Origin of the sequence: Paucisalibacillus globulus DSM 18846 (assembly GCF_000482485.1) — a bacterium.
Taxonomy (GTDB): Bacteria; Bacillota; Bacilli; order Bacillales; family Amphibacillaceae; genus Ornithinibacillus; species Ornithinibacillus globulus.
In genome coordinates, this window is the sequence record NZ_AXVK01000033.1 from 1 (window position 1) to 18,820 (window position 18,820).

Genomic DNA, 18,820 nt, shown 5'->3' on the forward strand with positions numbered 1-18,820 from the left:
AGTTGTTCTGCCAAGAGCATAGCTGGGTAGCTACGTGTGGAAAGGATAAGTGCTGAAAGCATCTAAGCATGAAGCCCCCCTCAAGATGAGACTTCCCATCACTTCGAGTGAGTAAGATCCCTTAGAGACTATGAGGTTGATAGGTCCGAGGTGGAAGCGTGGTGACACGTGGAGCTGACGGATACTAATAGATCGAGGACTTAACTAACTTTTTGATATCGTTGTTTATTCTTATTTAGTTTTTAGGGTATAAATTTATTTAAAAAACCCTTGCATTTCTTCTGAGAAATGAATATAATATATCTTGTCTTGATTTTAAGACAATGTCTGGTAGCGATAGCGAGAAGGTCACACCTGTTCCCATACCGAACACAGTAGTTAAGCTTCTCAGCGCCGATGGTAGTTGGGGCTTTGCCCCTGCAAGAGTAGGACGCCGCCAGGCAATCAAAAGTCGGGAGATGACTAAATCATCTCCCGGCTTTTTTGTTGCTTACAAGTTAAAGTAATCAGACTAATTTCCTTATGGCGGGATACCTAAAGATTATTAGAAAAAAATTTAGTTAATTGATATAGATAGATTCAAATGAAATTAATTAAGCAAAAGTCCTAGTTCAAAAAAGAGCTAGGACTTTATTTAATATTAAAAGAAGTAAAATCAAAAGCAAAATAATTCAAAATTCATATTTACAATTTTGCAGACTAAACTGATAATATATATAAAAGAAGGGGATAAATATGAACGCAATTTTTTCACAATTAATTGATGAACACTTTTTGCTTATACTAGTTCGTGTACTTATTGCCTTATTTTTATCAGGTTTAATAGGATTTGAACGGGAAATAAAGAATCACTCCGCAGGATTTCGTACACATATCCTAGTTGGAGTAGGTTCCTGCTTGATGATGGTGCTATCTTTGTACGGATTTGAAGCATTCATAGAAAAATATGAAAATGTACGTTTTGATCCAGCAAGAATCCCTTCTTATGTTATTAGTGGGATAGGCTTTCTAGGTGCCGGTACTATTATGGTTTATGGTGGTACTATTAGAGGATTAACAACTGCGGCGTCTATATGGGCTGTTGCTGGTCTTGGTTTAGTGGTTGGTGCTGGAATGTATGCTGTTGCAGTATTTACGACACTAATTATCTTATTAAGTCTTGTATTCCTAAATAACTTTGAAAAGCTATTTACAAAAGGCAAGAGCTCAATGGTTGTAGAAATTGTCTCCTACCCGAACCTGGCTATTAACAAGGTTGTCTCTGTATTTGAAGAAAGCAATCTAAAGGTTAGAAAGGTTGAAGTACTAAAAGTAGAAAATGATCTTCGAAGTATTTTTATAAAGTTAGAACCAAATGAGGAGCTTAATCGAATTACATTATTTGAAAGCCTCTCTAACATTGATGCTGTAAAAAGCGTTTCTGAAAGATAAATACTTCAAAGAAATCCCGTACTTCAGAAAACGATGATACGGGATTTCTTTGGTGAATAGTATATAAACTCTTTATTCGTTTTGTAACCTTGAGCCTTAGTAGTGAAAAAAGTTCAGATAGTTAGTTTTGTTTCTTAAAAATTTGTCAACAATGGATAGGGTAAGAATGGTTGCATCTGGTTAAATTTGAAGTATAATAAAAATATAGTCAAAGTTAGTCAAAGTCAAGATGGAAAAGGATTACTCTTGGCAGATAGGAAAGTACAAAGGTCTTTCTCGCCTGCATACGAAAAACTATCGTATTCAATAATGACAAGTGAATCGAGTTTTTCTAAAACTTAGGGAGGGAATCAATTGAGCAATATTTCAGATGTAATCGAACAATATTTAAAAAAGGTTTTACAGGCAAGGGGGCAAGATGCCATTGAAATAAAACGTAGTGAAATTGCAGATAGGTTCCAATGTGTTCCGTCTCAAATTAACTATGTTATCAATACTCGCTTTACCATCGAGAAGGGTTATATTGTTGAAAGTAAACGAGGTGGTGGAGGGTACATTCGTATCATAAGAGTAAGACACCGAGATAAATCAGAAATGATCGATGAAATTATAAAATTAATTAATCCTACTGTTACACAACAAGCGGCCTTCGATGTATTAGAGCGACTTATGGAGGAAGAAATTATTACTACAAGAGAAGCCAAAATAATGGCTAATGGAATTGGTAGGGAGACTTTAGCATTTAAACTGCCATTAAGAGATGAAATTAGAGCTCGTATTTTAACTGCCATGTTGACAACATTAAAATATTTATAATAAACATATTGGTTTTAGTTTAATCGTAAGGGGGAAAAACAATGGAGTGTCATGAATGTCACGAGCGGCCAGCTACCCTACATTATACACAAGTAGTTAACGGTCATAAAACCGAAGTGAAAATATGTGAGGTTTGTGCTAAAGAAAAAGGATATATGACGACATATCCAGAAGAAGGGTATTCTCTTCATAATTTACTAACAGGTTTATTTAACTTTGACACTGGTCATGTGAAGACACCTGGTTCCCATATACAAAAAGAACATCAATGTCCAAAATGTGGATTAACATTTTCAGAATTCAAACAGATTGGTAAATTTGGCTGTGGAGAATGCTACCATACTTTTTCAGCAAATCTTAATCCTATTTTTCGACGGGTTCATAGTGGAAATACAGAGCACCGTGGGAAAATCCCGAAACGAAAAGGTGGCAGTTTACATTTAAAAAAGCAAATAGTAATATATAAAGCTGAATTGCAGGAGTTAATAATGAACGAAGAATTTGAACAAGCTGCTGTAATCAGGGATAAAATCAAGGAATTGGAAGCAAATATTAATCAAAAAGAAGCAGGTGATAGCAAGTGACACTTCAACATTTTATGAATGAGGCGATTAGTCCTTGGATGCGTGAACAAGGTCCAAATCATGATATTGTTTTAAGTAGTCGCATTCGTTTAGCGAGAAACTTTGCTGATGTACCATTTCCTATCATCGCTGATCAAAAGGATTTAGAAAAAATAAGAGAGTTCTTTAAAGAGAATTATGAGCATAGTTCTTTTGAGGAGCATCAAAACTTTGAGTTTATTTCTATTCGTGATTTAACAGCTATTGAAAAAAGTGTATTAGTGGAAAAGCATCTCATTAGTCCATTGCTAGCCAAAAAAGAGGGAGCAGCAGCTACACTGATCTCAGATAATGAACAAGTATCCGTTATGATCAATGAAGAAGATCATATACGCATTCAGATTTACTTTCCGGGGTTGCAATTAACAAAGGCGTTAAGTAAGGCATTGGAATTTGATGACTGGATTGAAGAGAAGGTTAATTATGCTTTTGATGAAACTAGGGGATTTTTAACAAGTTGCCCTACTAATGTTGGTACTGGTATGAGGGCGTCCGTTATGATGCATTTGCCTGCTCTTGCGATGACGAAGCAAATTAACAGAATGATGCCAGCAATTAACCAACTTGGACTTGTGGTAAGGGGTATTTATGGTGAAGGTAGTGAAGCACTAGGTAATATTTTTCAAATTTCCAATCAAATTACCCTTGGTAAAGCAGAAGAACATATCATAGAGGACTTAGAGAGTGTTGTTCAACAATTAATTGAACATGAGCGTAAGGCGAGAACAAGAATACTTGAGCAGTCCGGAATTGAACTGGAAAATCGTATTTTTCGTTCTTTAGGAGTTTTAGAATATAGTAGAATTATTGAATCTAAAGAAGCTGCAAGATGTTTATCTAATGTTCGATTAGGAATTGATTTAGGAATCATTAAAAATGTTTCACGTAATATACTTAATGAACTGATGGTTTTGACACAACCCGGATTTTTACAGCACTATGCGAAAAAGACGCTAACGAGCACGGAGAGAGACATACTTAGAGCGTCATTAATCCGAGAACGATTACAATTTGAGGAATAGGTAGGAGGAAATCTTATATGATGTTTGGACGTTTTACTGAAAGAGCCCAAAAAGTACTTGCACTATCACAGGAAGAAGCGGTACGTCTTGGTCATAATAATATTGGTACGGAACATATTTTACTGGGACTCGTGCGTGAAGGGGAAGGAATTGCTGCAAAGGCATTGGAATCTTTAGGTTTGGAAGTTTCTAAAATTCAAGAGGAAGTAGAAAAGTTAATTGGAACTGGTAAGCAACCAATGCAGACCATTCATTATACACCTAGAGCAAAAAAAGTTGTGGAACTTTCACAAGATGAAGCCCGTAAATTAGGACATTCCTATGTCGGAACAGAACATATATTACTTGGTTTAATTCGAGAAGGTGAAGGAGTCGCTGCCCGAGTTTTAAATAACTTAGGTGTGAGCTTAAATAAAGCCAGACAGCAGGTGCTTCAATTACTAGGTAGCAATGAGTCACAGGCGGGAAGACAAGGCCGGGGTCAGGCTACAAGTGCTAATACACCTACACTTGATTCGCTTGCCCGTGATTTAACAGCTAGTGCAAAAGAAGGAAACATTGACCCGGTTATTGGAAGAAGTAAAGAAATTGAACGGGTTATTCAAATATTGAGTCGCCGCACGAAAAATAACCCTGTATTAATTGGAGAACCAGGTGTGGGTAAAACGGCTGTTGCTGAAGGTCTAGCACAGCAAATTGTAAATAACGAAGTACCAGAGACACTACGTGATAAACGAGTTATGACCCTTGATATGGGAACGGTTGTTGCTGGTACAAAATATCGTGGTGAATTTGAAGACCGTCTGAAAAAGGTAATGGAGGAAATTCGCCAGGCAGGGAATATCATTCTTTTTATTGATGAGCTACACACTTTAATAGGTGCAGGTGGTGCAGAAGGTGCTATTGATGCATCCAATATCTTGAAACCGTCGTTAGCACGTGGGGAACTGCAATGTATTGGTGCTACTACTTTAGAAGAGTATCGTAAATATATTGAAAAAGACGCAGCTCTAGAAAGAAGATTCCAACCAATTCAAGTAGATGAACCGACTCTTGAAGAAACTATTCAAATTTTAAAAGGGCTAAGAGATCGGTATGAAGCACACCATCGTGTAACCATTACAGATGAGGCGATTGAAGCGGCTGCTAATCTTTCTGATCGATATATTACGGACCGCTTTTTACCGGATAAGGCAATTGATTTAATTGATGAAGCAGGTTCAAAGGTAAGACTTCGTTCATACACTGTTCCGCCAAACCTAAAAGACTTAGAACAAAAGCTTGAAGAAGTACGTAAAGAAAAAGATGCAGCAGTACAGAGTCAAGAGTTTGAAAAGGCTGCTTCTTTAAGAGATTCAGAACAGCGACTTCGTGAAGAATTAGAGACAACGAAAAATGAGTGGAAAGAAAAGCAAGGTCAAGAAGATTCACAAGTAACAGTTGAAGATATTGCAAGTATTGTTTCCATATGGACTGGTGTACCTGTTTCTAAATTGACAAAAGATGAGAGTGAGCGACTCCTTAATTTAGAAGAGGTACTACACGGACGTGTTATTGGTCAGGAGGAAGCAGTTAAAGCAATCTCTAAAGCCATTAGAAGGGCTCGTGCAGGTCTTAAGGATCCAAAACGCCCTATAGGGTCCTTTATCTTCCTTGGCCCTACAGGAGTGGGAAAAACAGAATTAGCACGTGCACTTGCAGAAGCAATGTTTGCGGATGAAAATGCAATGATACGAATTGATATGTCTGAATACATGGAAAAGCACTCCACTTCACGTCTTGTCGGTTCCCCTCCAGGATATGTTGGATATGAAGAAGGTGGGCAATTAACGGAGAAAGTACGTAGAAAGCCTTATTCCGTTGTACTGTTAGATGAAATTGAAAAAGCGCATCCTGAAGTATTTAATATTTTATTACAGGTGCTTGAAGATGGACGTTTGACAGACTCCAAGGGACGTGTCGTGGACTTCCGTAATACCGTGTTAATTATGACATCGAATGTAGGTGCAAGTGAATTAAAACGGAATAAATTCGTTGGCTTTAATTTAGATGAAGATGGAAAAGATTATGCTAATATGAAGTCAAAAGTACTCGATGAATTAAAGAAAGCCTTCCGACCAGAATTTTTAAATAGAATTGATGAAACGATTGTGTTCCACTCCTTAGAGAAGAAACACATGAAGAGTATTGTTACGTTAATGATAAAGGATGTACAAAAGCGCTTAGCACAACAAGATATTGATTTTACTCTTACAGATAAAGCGGTTGAAAAGATTGCTAATGAAGGATTTGATCCGGAATATGGTGCTAGACCATTACGTAGGTCAATTCAGAAAAATATTGAGGATCTTTTATCTGAAGAGTTATTGAAGGGTAATATTAAAATTGGGCAAAAAGTTAAAATTGGACTTAATAATAAGGGAGATTTTATTATTTTGTCCTAGTGAAAAAAGATAAAATCTAATAGAAAAACTAGTAGGAACCCACCTTCTAGTTTTTTCTTTTGGATAAAAATTATGTTACGATGCGAATATGAAGTTTACGTGTATTAAAGGAAAATCAAAGATTTGTAGTTCCTGGGTACCCCCGCGCTTTTTTAATATGTGGCAGACTTTAGGAATTTTAACTTAAATTGATAGATTCTTGTAACCATACTGCATTTTAAAACGTTTATAATAGAGATATACGAAGGGACTGAATCGTTTTGGCAAAAATAAAGACAAAGTTTGTTTGTCAAGAATGTGGATATGAATCTGCAAAATGGATGGGAAAATGTCCCGGCTGTAACAATTGGAATAGTTTCGTTGAGGAAACGGCCATTACGGGTAAACAAACAAGACATACATTTAGTGGAATAACAACAGCAGGGAGCAAACCGGAGAGGATAACATCCATTGTATCAGAACAAGAACCACGTATTACGACAGATTTGAAGGAATTAAATCGTGTACTTGGTGGAGGAATTGTTCCGGGTTCACTTGTATTAATAGGTGGTGACCCAGGTATTGGAAAGTCTACGTTATTATTACAGGTTTCCCAGCAGCTAGCCAAAAAGCAACTACCAGTTTTATATATTTCTGGGGAAGAATCGACTAGACAAACCAAGCTTCGTGCCGATCGCTTAGGAGTTAGTTCAGATTCGCTATATGTACTGGCAGAAACAAATATGCTAAGTATAACCAATCATATAGAACAATTAAAACCTTCCCTTGTTATTATTGATTCCATTCAAACGATTTATCGTGAGGAAGTAACCAGTGCACCAGGTAGTGTGTCACAAGTACGTGAATGTACAAGTGAACTGATGCGAATTGCAAAAACTAGTGGTATCCCAATTCTTATAGTGGGACACGTTACGAAAGAAGGTGCTATTGCGGGTCCTAGGTTACTGGAGCATATGGTGGATACAGTGCTTTATTTCGAGGGAGAAAGACATCATACTTACCGCATATTACGTGGAGTAAAAAATAGGTTTGGAAGTACGAATGAAATGGGTATTTTTGAAATGAAGGAAGAAGGATTACGAGAAGTGTTAAATCCTTCTGAAATATTTCTTGAAGAAAGGTCTCAAGGATCTGCTGGTTCTACAGTAGTTGCATCGATGGAAGGGACAAGACCAATATTAGTGGAAATCCAAGCACTTATATCACCATCTAGCTTTGGCAACCCAAGGAGAATGGCAACAGGGGTAGATCACAATAGAGTGTCCTTATTAATGGCCGTATTAGAAAAGCGAGTAGGTTTAATGCTACAAAATCAAGATGCTTATATAAAAGTAGCAGGAGGAGTTAAACTGGATGAACCAGCTATTGACTTGGCCACTGCTATAAGTATTGCTTCAAGCTTTCGAGATATTCCAACAAGACCAGATGATATTTTTATTGGAGAAGTTGGATTAACTGGGGAAATAAGACGGGTATCTCGAATTGAACAGCGGGTACAAGAGGCAGCAAAGTTAGGATTTAAACGAGTAATTTGTCCACAAAATAATTTAGATGGATGGACCTTTCCAAAAAGTATTGAGGTAATTGGAGTTAAAACAATCCAGGAAGCATTAAATCTTGCAATACCAAGATGATAGTTTAAAAAAACACTAGAAATTTGTCGAATATTCGTTGACTTAACTATTTTAGTGTGTTAAAATTTAATGTTTTACCAATTTGATTGTTTGCTTAAGCTGTGCTATGATGATGAAGTACTACTCAAATTTCAAAATAATGGTTATTTTTTTAGGTTAATAGGCAATAATAATGGTTAGGAGGTGACAGTGGTGCTGAAAAAAATTGTACACTTATTTTTTATCATTTTAGGAGCTACCATTGGGTATTTATATATACCGTACATTATTAGGCTATTAGATTTTACCGATTTAACTTGGGTTGATTCACCATTTTTAGGAGCGGCATTAGGTGCAATTATATTATTTGTTATTTCCTATTGGATTGCCGAATATATTGTAGGTTTTTTAAGGTGGATAGAGGAAGGATTAGTAAAAATACCAATTGGTGATTTGCTTTTGGGAAGTCTTGGTTTAATCATCGGTTTGATAACAGCATTTTTGATTAATCTACCAATCCAAGAAATTCAAATCGAGTTTATTTCCAATGTAATGCCACTATTTATAACAATTCTGTTAGGTTATTTTGGCTTCCAGGTTGGATTTAGGAGACGCGATGAATTATTAAACTTGTTAAGTATTAATCGTAAAGAAAAGAAGAAGGGTTCTTCTGATAATGAAGGATCTGATGCAAATCCCCGACCTAAGATACTAGATACTAGTGTTATTATAGATGGACGTATTGCGGATATTTGTCAAACAAGTTTTATAGAGGGGACAATTGTAATCCCGCAATTTGTACTGGGTGAATTGCAACATATTGCTGATTCATCTGATGTATTGAAACGTAATCGTGGACGACGAGGATTAGATGTATTGAATCGAATTCAAAAAGAATTACCTATAAAAGTAGAAATCTATGAAGGTGATTTTGAAGACATTCATGAGGTTGATAGTAAATTAATAAAACTAGCTAAGGTTATCGACGGGATTGTTGTTACGAATGACTTTAATCTTAATAAGGTTTGTGATCTGCAAGGTGTACACGTACTAAATATCAATGACCTAGCAAATGCAGTTAAACCAGTAGTTTTGCCTGGTGAAGAACTGATGGTTCAAGTCATCAAGGATGGAAAAGAGCAAAATCAAGGTATTGCATATTTAGACGATGGAACAATGATTGTAGTAGAAGAAGGCAGAAATTATATTGGAAAAACGATTGAAGTACTTATAACTAGTGTTTTACAAACATCTGCCGGGCGAATGATCTTCGCCAAGCCAAAATTACTTGAAAAAGCACTATAAAAAAGGTATAACTTATATTGAGATTATCAATAAATAAAAGTGATAACAAACATGTTATCACTTTTTGTTATAATGTAATAAGTAAGATGATTGTAGTTCTTAGTTGATACGCAAATTATTATAATAAATGAATATTATAATGGATGCACTGAGTGGAGTGTATTCCAACCGCGGGCTACATTAGGCAGTCAATCATTAAGTGTTAATTTTAATTCAATCAAATATAAACCAATAAAAGAAGGAAGAGACCAAACATGACAAACGAAGTTCGCGTGCGCTATGCACCAAGCCCGACTGGCCATTTACATATAGGAAATGCAAGAACAGCACTATTTAACTATCTATACGCCAAACACTTTAATGGAAAATTCATCATCCGAGTGGAAGATACAGATGAAAAACGTAACGTAGAAGGCGGAGAGGAAAGCCAGAATAAATTCCTTAAATGGTTAGGGATAGAGTGGGATGAGGGAGCAGATGTTGGCGGAGAATACGGTCCATATCGTCAAATGGAACGCCTTGATATTTATAATAAGTATGTTAATGAGCTATTAGAGAAGGGATTAGCTTATAAATGCTATATGTCAGAGGAAGAATTAGAAGCAGAACGTGAGGAACAAATTGCGAGTGGCAAACCACCGAAATATTCCGGGAAACATCGTGATTTAACTCCTGAACAAATTGCTGCATATGAAGCGGAAGGACGTAAAGCTAGTATCCGTTTCCGTGTTCCTGATCATGTAACCTATAAATTTAATGATATTGTTCGTAATGAAATTAAGTTTGAATCTAGTGATTTTGGTGACTGGGTAATGGTGAAGCAAAATGGAGTTCCGACCTATAACTTCGCTGTTGCTATTGATGATCATTTAATGAATATTACCCATGTCTTCCGTGGTGAAGAGCATATTTCAAATACACCTAAACAGCTAATGATATACCAAGCATTTGGATGGGAAGCACCATTATTTGGTCATATGACATTAATCTTAAATGAAGACCGTAAAAAATTAAGTAAGCGTGATTCACATATTATCCAATTTATTGAGCAATACAAAAACCTTGGGTACTTACCAGAGGCGCTATTTAACTTTATTACGCTTCTTGGTTGGTCCCCAGGTGGCGAAGAAGAGATATTTACAAAGGAAAAGTTGATTGAAATTTTTGATTCAGAAAGACTATCTACATCGCCGGCGATATTTGATGTAAATAAATTAAAATGGATGAACGGCGAATATATTAAAGCATCTAATCTTGAAAAAGTAATTGAACTTGCTTTACCACACTTAATTGAAGCGGGAAGACTTCCTGACAATATGGATGACCAAACCCGTAATTGGGCAGAAAAAGTGATTGGTTTATACCATGATCAATTACGCTATGGTCATGAAATCGTAGAGCTCACAGATTTATTCTTTAATAAAAAAGTTACCCTTGATGAAGCTGCTAAAGAAGTCTTAGCAGAAGAACAAGTACCTGAGGTATTACAAGTATTTACCGATAAATTAATACACTTAGATGAGTTTAATAAAGATACAATTAAAGACCAAATAAAAGCAACACAAAAAGAAACAGGACATCGTGGTAAAAAGTTATTCATGCCAATTCGCGTAGCAACAACTGGTCAAACCCATGGCCCTGAACTACCACTAGCAATCGAATTATTAGGTAAAGAAGTAATAGTAGAACGCCTTGATAATTTATTAAAAGAACTAGATGCTTGATTAAGACCTTTGTGACCGACATTCTGTTGGTCCGAGGTTCTCCAACCTCCCATGGCAAGGTAGACACTGTGATGGTTCTTTTGGGCAGATGTCGTCCTGGTACTGGAAATGAAAGCGGAGTGTATGTCGACTGCGGGTAACGTCAGAAAGAGTTTAATTCGAAAAATATGAGCAATCCAATTCACATTTCACCCAAACTATAATATAGTATTAATACATTAATAAAGAACGTTGAAAAGGGAAAGTAATAGACAGTAGATTACACAGAGAGAATCACCTTGGCTGGGAGTGATTTTTATCGCTGACTATGAAGTGCCCCTTGGAGTCCGTTATGGAAAGGTACAGTACATAACGGCGGTTCTCTACCGTTATGAGAGCATAAGTTGGAAGGCGACTGCCTTCAAACAGAGTGGAACCGCGCTAAAAGCGTCTCTGTGTATTTACACAGAGACGCTTTTTTTGTTTATTATAGACAAAATTTTAGTTTAGGGGGATGGAAGATGGGGTTTTTAAAACGGATGAAGGAAGACATGGATGTGGTATTTGAACAAGATCCCGCAGCAAGAACCTATATAGAAGTGTTTTTAACATATTCTGGATTACATGCCATATGGTCCCATCATTTTGCTCATTGGTTCTTTAAGCGTAAACTATATTTCATTGCCCGTTCTATCTCACAGGTCAGTCGCTTTTTTACTGGAATAGAAATCCACCCAGGAGCCAAGATTGGAAGACGCTTTTTTATTGACCATGGTATGGGTGTGGTTATTGGCGAAACCTGTGAAATTGGGAATAATGTAACTGTGTTTCAAGGTGTTACATTAGGTGGAACCGGAAAGGAAAAAGGAAAACGGCATCCTACAATTAAAGATAATGCACTAATTGCATCAGGGGCAAAGGTATTAGGATCTATCACTATAGGGGAGAACGCAAAAATAGGTGCGGGTTCAGTAGTATTGAAAGATGTCCCTGACGATTCAACCGTCGTTGGTATTCCGGGTAAAGTAGTCATTAGAGATGGAAAAAGAGTAAGTCGTGATTTAAATCATCATAGATTACCAGACCCGGTGGAGGATCGTTGTAAGGAATTACAAAATGAAATCAATATGTTAAAAGAGGAAATTGTAAAACTAAAGGAAGGGAACTAGATTATGGCAATTACGATTTATAATACGTTATTAAGGGATAAACAGGAATTCAAACCAATTGAAGATGGGAAAGTACGTATGTATGTATGTGGACCAACTGTTTATAACTATATCCATATTGGAAATGCCCGCCCGGCCATTGTATTTGATACAGTTAGAAGATATCTAGAGTACAAGGGTTATCAAGTTGATTATGTTCTCAACTTTACTGATGTGGATGACAAAATTATTAAGCGAGCAAATGAATTAGGTGAAGATGTATTTGCTGTCTCCAATCGTTATATTGACGCCTATTTAGAAGACGTTACAAGACTTGGGGTAAAAAAGGCTACTCATAATCCAAGGGTTACCAATACGATGCAAGAAATTATTGGATTTATTGATAGCCTAGTGGGAAAGGGCTACGCCTACGTATCAGATGGTGATGTTTACTTTAAACCAAGAGCTTTTGATGGATATGGGAAACTCTCCCATCAATCAATTGATGAGTTAAGATCTGGAGCTAGAATTCAAATAGGAGAAAAGAAGGATGATCCTTTAGATTTTGCATTGTGGAAAGGTGCAAAAGAGGGAGAAATTTCTTGGGATTCTCCTTGGGGAAAAGGCCGTCCAGGTTGGCATATAGAGTGTTCAGCTATGGCAAAAAAATACCTAGGTGAAACAATTGATATTCATGCTGGTGGTCAAGACTTGACGTTTCCACATCATGAAAATGAAATTGCACAATCCGAGGCAAATAATGGTAAGTCTTTTGCCAACTATTGGATGCATAATGGGTATATTAATATTAATAATGAAAAAATGTCGAAGTCCCTTGGGAACTTTGTATTAACCAGAGACCTATTAGAGAATCATGATCCAAACGTTATTCGTTTCTTTATGTTAAGTGTCCATTATCGTCATCCAATTAATTTTTCTGAGGAGCTATTAGAATCTGCGAAAAACAGTTTGGAAAGAATAATAACATCTTATCAAAACTTAGAGCATCGGAAAGTATCCAGTACAAATCTTGATAAAAAGGGACAAGAATGGCTAGATAAAATTGATGTATATAAACAACGTTTTGAAGTGGAAATGGACGATGATTTTAATACTGCAAATGCTATTTCCGTACTTTTTGATTTAACGAAAGAGGCAAATGTTTATTTGAATCAAGATCATACTTCCGATAAAGTTATTACTCGCTTCCAAGAGATGATTCATGGCTTCCTTGAAGTATTAGGAGTAACGATACAAAATGAGGAGTCACTATTGGATGAAGAGATTGAGGTACTAATTGTAGAAAGAGATGAGGCAAGAAAAGCACGTGATTTTACTCGTGCGGATGAGATTCGTGACTTATTAAAAGATAAGAATATTATTTTAGAGGATACACCACAAGGGGTACGTTGGAAGAGGGGCTAAGCCGATGGAATCTGATATTAAACAAATGAAAAGCTTGGCCCTCGCCTATATGGGTGATGCTGTTTATGAGGTATATGTACGAGAACACTTATTAGAAAAAGGAACTGTTAAACCAAACCAACTTCATCAAGAAGCGATTACCTTTGTTTCAGCCAAAGCCCAAAATGCTGTTTTGAGAGACTGGTTGGACCAAGGTATCCTTTCTGAAGAAGAGGCGAGTATTGTAGCTAGGGGTCGAAATGCAAAATCTGGTTCTGTTCCGAAACATACAAGTGTACAAACGTATCGTTATTCGACGGCATTCGAAGCTTTGATTGGCTTTCATTATTTATCTAAGAACGAGTCCCGTCTGCAAGAGTTATTGAAATTAGCTATTAAAAATTTGGAAGGGAGGAAGCCTTAATGGAACAGGAAATGATTATGGGAAAAAACCCTGTTATTGAAGCACTTAAATCTGGTCGTTCGGTTAATAAGGTTTTAATATCGGATCAATTAAATTCAAATTCACAAGGGAAAATAATGCAACTTGGCAAAACAGCCGGAACAATTGTTCAAAAGGTTCCTAGAAATAAACTTGATCACTTGACTGATGGGAATCATCAAGGTGTAATTGCCTATGTTGCTTCCTACCAATATGCTTCACTAGATGATTTGTTTCGGAGAGCAAAGGAAAGAAATGAGGAACCATTTTTTATAATTTTGGACGAGTTAGAAGATCCTCATAACTTAGGTTCTATTTTAAGGACGGCTGATGCTACTGGTGCACACGGAGTTATTATTCCGAAACGGCGTTCAGTAGGGTTAACCGCAACAGTGGCAAAAACAGCAGCGGGTGCTCTGGAGCATATCCCTGTTGTTCGTGTTACCAATATTGCAAGTACAATTGATGAGTTAAAGAGCGAGAATATATGGGTTGTTGGCACAGAAGCGGAAGCAACAGAAGACTATAGAAAGCTTGAGGGTACACTTCCTATTGCAATAGTAATTGGTAATGAAGGAAAAGGTATGAGTAGACTTGTCAGGCAAAAGTGTGATTGGACTGTTAGCTTACCAATGAAAGGTGAGGTTTCATCTCTTAATGCCTCCGTTGCTTGTAGTTTACTGTTATATGAGGTTTTCAGGAAAAGGTTCCCAGCTGGTGTTTAGTTATGGTTGTATTGATAGTTGATGGTTACAACATTATCGGTGATTGGGATGAACTTAAGTTATTGAAACAGAAGGATATGAGCCAGGCCCGAGACCGCCTTATCGAGTTAATGGCCGAATACCAGGCATATTCTGGGTGTCGTGTCATCATCGTGTTTGATGCATACTATGTTCGGGGGATTGAAAGCAAGCTTAAGCAATTTAAGGTAGAAATTATTTATACAAAGGAGAAGGAAACGGCAGACGAGTGTATTGAACGGTTAGTAAAAAAGTTAAAAAACGTTAAGACTCGAGTCTATGTCGCAACTTCTGATTATACAGAACAAAGGGTTACATTTGGACAAGGTGCACTTAGGAAATCGGCAAGAGAATTAGCAATTGAACTAGAAAACCTAAACCGAGAAATTAGTAATAGTGTAATCAAACATGAAAACTCAAAGCCTAAATCAAAAATACCACTACCAGACGATATATTAGAGAAGTTTGAAAAATGGAGAAGAGGGGATATGTAGACTAGTGCATTCCCTGATTCTCTTTTATTTTTTTATCACATTTTCGAGAGGTATAAAGATTAAACTGGTGTTTCTGGAGCGGTTGACCAGATTATTTTAATGATTTTCAAGAAACGTTAGAAAATTAAAGCTATTGAGTTATCAAAGCGCTTACGGTATAATTGTTTGTAAAAATTGACTTTGTGTCAAGGGGGCATCCGGATGAACATCAAGCAATTAATCAAAGACAAAGACAAACTACTTACGCTTGATGATGACGATATATTAGAACTGGTACATCAAGGAGACAATCAGGCGCTAGACTATCTTATACATAAATATAAAAACTTTGTCCGGGCAAAAGCTAGAACCTATTTCTTAATCGGAGCAGATAAAGAGGATATCATCCAGGAAGGAATGATAGGCCTTTATAAAGCTATCCGTGATTATAATGAGGACAAGCTTACTTCATTTAAAGCATTTGCTGAGTTATGTATTACTAGACAAATTATTACAGCAATTAAGACGGCTACAAGACAAAAACATATTCCGTTAAATTCATATGTCTCATTGGACAAGCCTATTTATGATGAAGAGTCTGATCGAACATTACTTGATGTGATTGCGGGTTCAACAGAAATTGACCCACAAGAATTACTAGTAAATCAAGAAAAGTTTGGTGATATGGAGATTAAACTTTCTGAGTTATTAAGTGAATTTGAGAGAGGCGTTCTCCGACTATATCTTGAAGGAAGAACATATCAAGAAATATCAGCAGAATTAAAACGACATGTAAAATCTATTGATAATGCACTCCAGCGAGTAAAAAGAAAGCTGGAACAATTAATGGAAACAAATGAAGTGAATCTCTAGCTGGCGTTGACACAACTGGACAACCATGCTACATTAATATGAGAATAACCCTAAGAAATTCGGGGTGAAATTATGACGAATAAAGTTATACTAGCGTGTGCAATCTGTTCTAGCAGAAATTATACAACTAGCAAAAATGTATCCACACAAACAACTCGCATGGAAGTGCGTAAATATTGTAAGACATGTGGGCAACATACATTGCATCGCGAAACAAAATAATTTGATATAATAGTTTACGCATTTTCGAGGCTTTAGTTTGGGGAGGGCACAAGCATGTTTAAGTTTCTATCAAATGTATCTAGAGAAATGAAAAAAGTTAGCTGGCCAAAAAGCAAAGAATTAACAAGTTATACAGTAGTTGTTATTTCTACTGTAGTATTTATGGCTATTTTCTTTGGAGTAATTGATTTAGGGATTTCAGAGCTCTTGAACTTATTTTTTGAATAAATTTCCTATAAATATGCTATAATGAAAAATGGATGCAATATTTGTTTAAAAACCCGGTTAATCGGGTTTTTTTAATATGAATTTTTATTGTTTTTAATTGTGATTCACCTATAAAGGGAGGGACGGGCAATTATTGTCCTATAATAATGGAGAAAAATTGGTATGTGGTTCATACTTATTCAGGGTATGAAAATAAAGTTAAAACAAATTTAGAGAAACGCGTGGAAACGATGGGTATGGAAGATAAAATCTTTCGTGTTATTGTTCCGGAAGAAGAAGAAACTGAAATCAAAAATGGTAAAAAGAAAGTACAAAAAAAGAAAGTATTCCCTGGTTATGTTTTAACTGAAATGATCATGACAGATGATTCTTGGTATGTTGTTCGTAATACACCAGGAGTGACAGGTTTTATTGGTTCAAGTGGTGGTGGAACAAAACCTACTCCGTTATTGCCGGGTGAAGCAGAAGCGATATTAAAACGAATGGGCATGGCAGAACCGATTGTTCAAGTTGATTTTGAATTAAAAGAAAATGTTCGTGTCAATGACGGACCATTTGCGAACTTCACTGGAACTATCGAACATATTGACATAGATAAGCAGAAAGTAAAAGTACATGTTAACATGTTCGGAAGAGAGACCCCAGTAGAACTAGATTTTGCACAAGTTGAGAAATTATAATTTTTTTGTTGGGTTTGTATTAAGAAAAGTTTATGACAATGTATGTACCGGGTGTATCCGGGCTGCGGATATGTAAAGAGAGTTAACTGAAATTCGCGAACTGCACTTGCATTTTTTTCTTATTCATGCTAAAATTCTTTTGTTATTCATGCCCTCTAAGGAGGGAATGAAATTTGAGTGGGAGGGGAAAATCCCCAATTTACCACATCACGGACTTTAAGGAGGTGTGTCTCGTGGCTAAAAAAGTAATCAAATTAGTTAAATTGCAAATTCCAGCTGGTAAAGCGAATCCGGCTCCACCGGTAGGACCTGCACTTGGTCAAGCTGGTGTTAATATCATGGGATTCTGTAAGGAATTCAATGCACGTACACAGGATCAAGCTGGTTTAGTTATTCCGGTTGTTATCACTGTATACGAAGACCGTTCATTTACATTTATTACGAAAACTCCACCTGCTGCTGTATTGCTTAAAAAAGCGGCTGGTTTAGATTCAGGTTCTGGTGAGCCTAATAAAAACAAGGTTGCGACGTTAAAACGTGATAAAGTAAGAGAAATTGCAGAAACTAAGATGCCAGATTTAAACGCCGCTGACGTAGAAGCAGCGATGCGCATGGTTGAAGGAACTGCACGAAGCATGGGTATTGTTATCGAAGACTAATACTCTTTCATTTACAAAATTGTTAAGGTTGCGGTGATGGTCTTCCGTTTCGCGCAACCTTTTTCGTGAAAACAATTTACAGAGGTAAGTTGTTTTGTAAGCTTTATAGAAGCCAAGATGTGCTTTTATAAGTGGGAGGTACTACCGTTATTACCACAATAGAGGAGGATATTATTAATGGCTAAAAGAGGTAAAAGATATCAAGAAGCAGCTAAGCTTGTTGATCGTACTAAACAATATGATGTTAGCGAAGCTGTATCTTTATTAAAAGAAACTGCAAAAGCTAAATTTGATGAATCTGTGGAAGTTGCTTTCCGTTTAGGGGTTGACCCTAAGAAAGCGGACCAACAAATCCGTGGCGCTTTCGTATTACCACACGGTACTGGTAAAACACAACGTGTACTAGTATTCGCTAAAGGCGAAAAGCTTAAGGAAGCAGAAGCAGCAGGAGCTGATTATGTAGGGGATCAAGATCTTATCGCTAAAATCAACCAAGGTTGGTTTGAGTTTGATGTGATTGTAGCGACTCCTGACATGATGGCTGAGGTTGGTAAACTTGGACGTGTACTAGGACCTAAAGGGTTAATGCCGAACCCTAAAACTGGAACTGTAACATTCGAAGTTGAAAAAGCAGTTAAAGAAATTAAGGCTGGTAAGGTTGAATATCGTGTAGATAAGCAATCTAACATTCACGTTCCAATTGGTAAGATTTCATTTGATAACCAAAAGCTTATTGAAAACTTTACAGCACTTGTTGAAACAATTGTTAAAGTTAAACCACAAGCGGCTAAAGGTGTCTATATGAAGAATGTATCTATCACTTCAACTATGGGACCTGGAATCAAAGTTGACGTTTCAAACTACCGTTAATTGGTAATTGACTTTTTAGTGTCAATTCGGTATACTATTTTTTGTTAATCAATTAAATACGTTGTACCGTAGACAGTAGGTGCGGATTCGCTTAATTTCCTACCGAGGTTTTTGAAACAAG

General features: G+C 36.6%; 19 protein-coding genes, 2 rRNA genes and 2 other annotated features (1 of these 23 cut by a window edge). All 21 genes read left to right on the forward strand.

Annotated features, from left to right (window positions below):
* Nucleotides 1–208 (forward strand): 23S ribosomal RNA (locus tag K332_RS0110715); the annotation flags it as partial.
* Nucleotides 209–326: 118 nt separating this feature from the next.
* Nucleotides 327–442, forward strand: a 5S ribosomal RNA gene (rrf, locus tag K332_RS0110720).
* A gap of 293 nt (nt 443–735) precedes the next feature.
* Entirely contained in the window at nt 736–1,431 is a 696-nt protein-coding gene (locus tag K332_RS0110725) for an MgtC/SapB family protein (protein ID WP_026907445.1), read from the forward strand.
* A 354-nt stretch (nt 1,432–1,785) separates the two neighbouring features.
* Nucleotides 1,786–2,247: a CtsR family transcriptional regulator gene (locus K332_RS0110730; RefSeq protein ID WP_026907446.1), complete on the forward strand. Its 462-nt coding sequence runs from the start codon at nt 1,786–1,788 to the stop codon at nt 2,245–2,247.
* Nucleotides 2,248–2,288: 41 nt separating this feature from the next.
* The gene (gene mcsA, locus K332_RS0110735; protein ID WP_026907447.1) at nt 2,289–2,831 is read left to right on the forward strand and encodes a protein-arginine kinase activator protein McsA; all 543 of its coding nucleotides are present in this window, start codon (nt 2,289–2,291) and stop codon (nt 2,829–2,831) included.
* Nucleotides 2,828–3,892 (forward strand): protein-arginine kinase McsB, encoded by a 1,065-nt coding sequence (gene mcsB, locus K332_RS0110740; RefSeq protein ID WP_026907448.1) that lies wholly within the window; start codon nt 2,828–2,830, stop codon nt 3,890–3,892. Before mcsA ends, mcsB begins: the two co-directional genes overlap by 4 nt.
* Nucleotides 3,893–3,909: 17 nt before the next feature.
* Nucleotides 3,910–6,336 (forward strand): ATP-dependent protease ATP-binding subunit ClpC, encoded by a 2,427-nt coding sequence (gene clpC / locus K332_RS0110745; protein WP_026907449.1) that lies wholly within the window; start codon nt 3,910–3,912, stop codon nt 6,334–6,336.
* A gap of 260 nt (nt 6,337–6,596) precedes the next feature.
* Nucleotides 6,597–7,970 (forward strand): DNA repair protein RadA, encoded by a 1,374-nt coding sequence (gene radA, locus K332_RS0110750; RefSeq protein ID WP_026907450.1) that lies wholly within the window; start codon nt 6,597–6,599, stop codon nt 7,968–7,970.
* 192 nt (nt 7,971–8,162) lie between these two features.
* The gene (locus tag K332_RS0110755) at nt 8,163–9,254 is read left to right on the forward strand and encodes a PIN/TRAM domain-containing protein (protein WP_026907451.1); all 1,092 of its coding nucleotides are present in this window, start codon (nt 8,163–8,165) and stop codon (nt 9,252–9,254) included.
* 254 nt (nt 9,255–9,508) lie between these two features.
* Nucleotides 9,509–10,978 (forward strand): glutamate--tRNA ligase, encoded by a 1,470-nt coding sequence (gene gltX / locus K332_RS0110760; RefSeq protein ID WP_026907452.1) that lies wholly within the window; start codon nt 9,509–9,511, stop codon nt 10,976–10,978.
* A 222-nt stretch (nt 10,979–11,200) separates the two neighbouring features.
* Nucleotides 11,201–11,415 (forward strand) — a binding site (T-box leader).
* Between the two features lie 63 nt (nt 11,416–11,478).
* Entirely contained in the window at nt 11,479–12,126 is a 648-nt protein-coding gene (cysE, locus tag K332_RS0110765; protein ID WP_026907453.1) for a serine O-acetyltransferase, read from the forward strand.
* Nucleotides 12,127–12,129: 3 nt separating this feature from the next.
* A complete protein-coding gene (gene cysS, locus K332_RS0110770) occupies nt 12,130–13,530 on the forward strand; it encodes a cysteine--tRNA ligase (RefSeq protein WP_026907454.1) in 1,401 nt (466 codons plus the stop codon).
* 4 nt (nt 13,531–13,534) lie between these two features.
* Nucleotides 13,535–13,933, forward strand: a complete 399-nt coding sequence (locus tag K332_RS0110775; protein WP_026907455.1) for a Mini-ribonuclease 3 — start codon at nt 13,535–13,537, stop codon at nt 13,931–13,933.
* Entirely contained in the window at nt 13,933–14,676 is a 744-nt protein-coding gene (gene rlmB, locus K332_RS0110780; protein WP_026907456.1) for a 23S rRNA (guanosine(2251)-2'-O)-methyltransferase RlmB, read from the forward strand. Before K332_RS0110775 ends, rlmB begins: the two co-directional genes overlap by 1 nt.
* A 2-nt stretch (nt 14,677–14,678) precedes the next feature.
* Nucleotides 14,679–15,188: an NYN domain-containing protein gene (locus K332_RS0110785; protein WP_026907457.1), complete on the forward strand. Its 510-nt coding sequence runs from the start codon at nt 14,679–14,681 to the stop codon at nt 15,186–15,188.
* A gap of 201 nt (nt 15,189–15,389) precedes the next feature.
* Nucleotides 15,390–16,040 (forward strand): RNA polymerase sporulation sigma factor SigH, encoded by a 651-nt coding sequence (gene sigH, locus K332_RS0110790; protein WP_026907458.1) that lies wholly within the window; start codon nt 15,390–15,392, stop codon nt 16,038–16,040.
* Nucleotides 16,041–16,112: 72 nt separating this feature from the next.
* Nucleotides 16,113–16,262, forward strand: coding sequence for a 50S ribosomal protein L33 (rpmG, locus tag K332_RS23605; RefSeq protein ID WP_084287922.1), 150 nt, complete (start codon nt 16,113–16,115; stop codon nt 16,260–16,262).
* A gap of 54 nt (nt 16,263–16,316) precedes the next feature.
* Nucleotides 16,317–16,490, forward strand: a complete 174-nt coding sequence (gene secE / locus K332_RS0110795) for a preprotein translocase subunit SecE (RefSeq protein ID WP_026907459.1) — start codon at nt 16,317–16,319, stop codon at nt 16,488–16,490.
* A gap of 146 nt (nt 16,491–16,636) precedes the next feature.
* Nucleotides 16,637–17,170 (forward strand): transcription termination/antitermination protein NusG, encoded by a 534-nt coding sequence (gene nusG / locus K332_RS0110800; RefSeq protein ID WP_026907460.1) that lies wholly within the window; start codon nt 16,637–16,639, stop codon nt 17,168–17,170.
* 233 nt (nt 17,171–17,403) lie between these two features.
* Nucleotides 17,404–17,829 (forward strand): 50S ribosomal protein L11, encoded by a 426-nt coding sequence (rplK, locus tag K332_RS0110805; protein ID WP_026907461.1) that lies wholly within the window; start codon nt 17,404–17,406, stop codon nt 17,827–17,829.
* Between the two features lie 177 nt (nt 17,830–18,006).
* Nucleotides 18,007–18,699 carry a 50S ribosomal protein L1 gene (gene rplA, locus K332_RS0110810; protein ID WP_026907462.1) on the forward strand — a complete coding sequence of 231 codons (693 nt, stop codon included), beginning with the start codon at nt 18,007–18,009 and terminating at the stop codon, nt 18,697–18,699.
* 48 nt (nt 18,700–18,747) lie between these two features.
* Nucleotides 18,748–18,820: a sequence feature (ribosomal protein L10 leader region), on the forward strand; it runs 57 nt beyond the window's last position.

What these genes read in the sequence shown, in the direction of transcription:
- K332_RS0110725 (WP_026907445.1), top strand. Translation starts at nt 736, where the DNA reads ATGAACGCAATTTTTTCACAATTAATTGATGAACACTTTTTGCTTATA.
- mcsA (WP_026907447.1), top strand. Translation starts at nt 2,289, where the DNA reads ATGGAGTGTCATGAATGTCACGAGCGGCCAGCTACCCTACATTATACA.
- clpC (WP_026907449.1), top strand. Translation starts at nt 3,910, where the DNA reads ATGATGTTTGGACGTTTTACTGAAAGAGCCCAAAAAGTACTTGCACTA.
- gltX (WP_026907452.1), top strand. Translation starts at nt 9,509, where the DNA reads ATGACAAACGAAGTTCGCGTGCGCTATGCACCAAGCCCGACTGGCCAT.
- cysE (WP_026907453.1), top strand. Translation starts at nt 11,479, where the DNA reads ATGGGGTTTTTAAAACGGATGAAGGAAGACATGGATGTGGTATTTGAA.
- cysS (WP_026907454.1), top strand. Translation starts at nt 12,130, where the DNA reads ATGGCAATTACGATTTATAATACGTTATTAAGGGATAAACAGGAATTC.
- K332_RS0110775 (WP_026907455.1), top strand. Translation starts at nt 13,535, where the DNA reads ATGGAATCTGATATTAAACAAATGAAAAGCTTGGCCCTCGCCTATATG.
- rlmB (WP_026907456.1), top strand. Translation starts at nt 13,933, where the DNA reads ATGGAACAGGAAATGATTATGGGAAAAAACCCTGTTATTGAAGCACTT.
- K332_RS0110785 (WP_026907457.1), top strand. Translation starts at nt 14,679, where the DNA reads ATGGTTGTATTGATAGTTGATGGTTACAACATTATCGGTGATTGGGAT.
- sigH (WP_026907458.1), top strand. Translation starts at nt 15,390, where the DNA reads ATGAACATCAAGCAATTAATCAAAGACAAAGACAAACTACTTACGCTT.
- rpmG (WP_084287922.1), top strand. Translation starts at nt 16,113, where the DNA reads ATGACGAATAAAGTTATACTAGCGTGTGCAATCTGTTCTAGCAGAAAT.
- secE (WP_026907459.1), top strand. Translation starts at nt 16,317, where the DNA reads ATGTTTAAGTTTCTATCAAATGTATCTAGAGAAATGAAAAAAGTTAGC.
- nusG (WP_026907460.1), top strand. Translation starts at nt 16,637, where the DNA reads ATGGAGAAAAATTGGTATGTGGTTCATACTTATTCAGGGTATGAAAAT.
- rplA (WP_026907462.1), top strand. Translation starts at nt 18,007, where the DNA reads ATGGCTAAAAGAGGTAAAAGATATCAAGAAGCAGCTAAGCTTGTTGAT.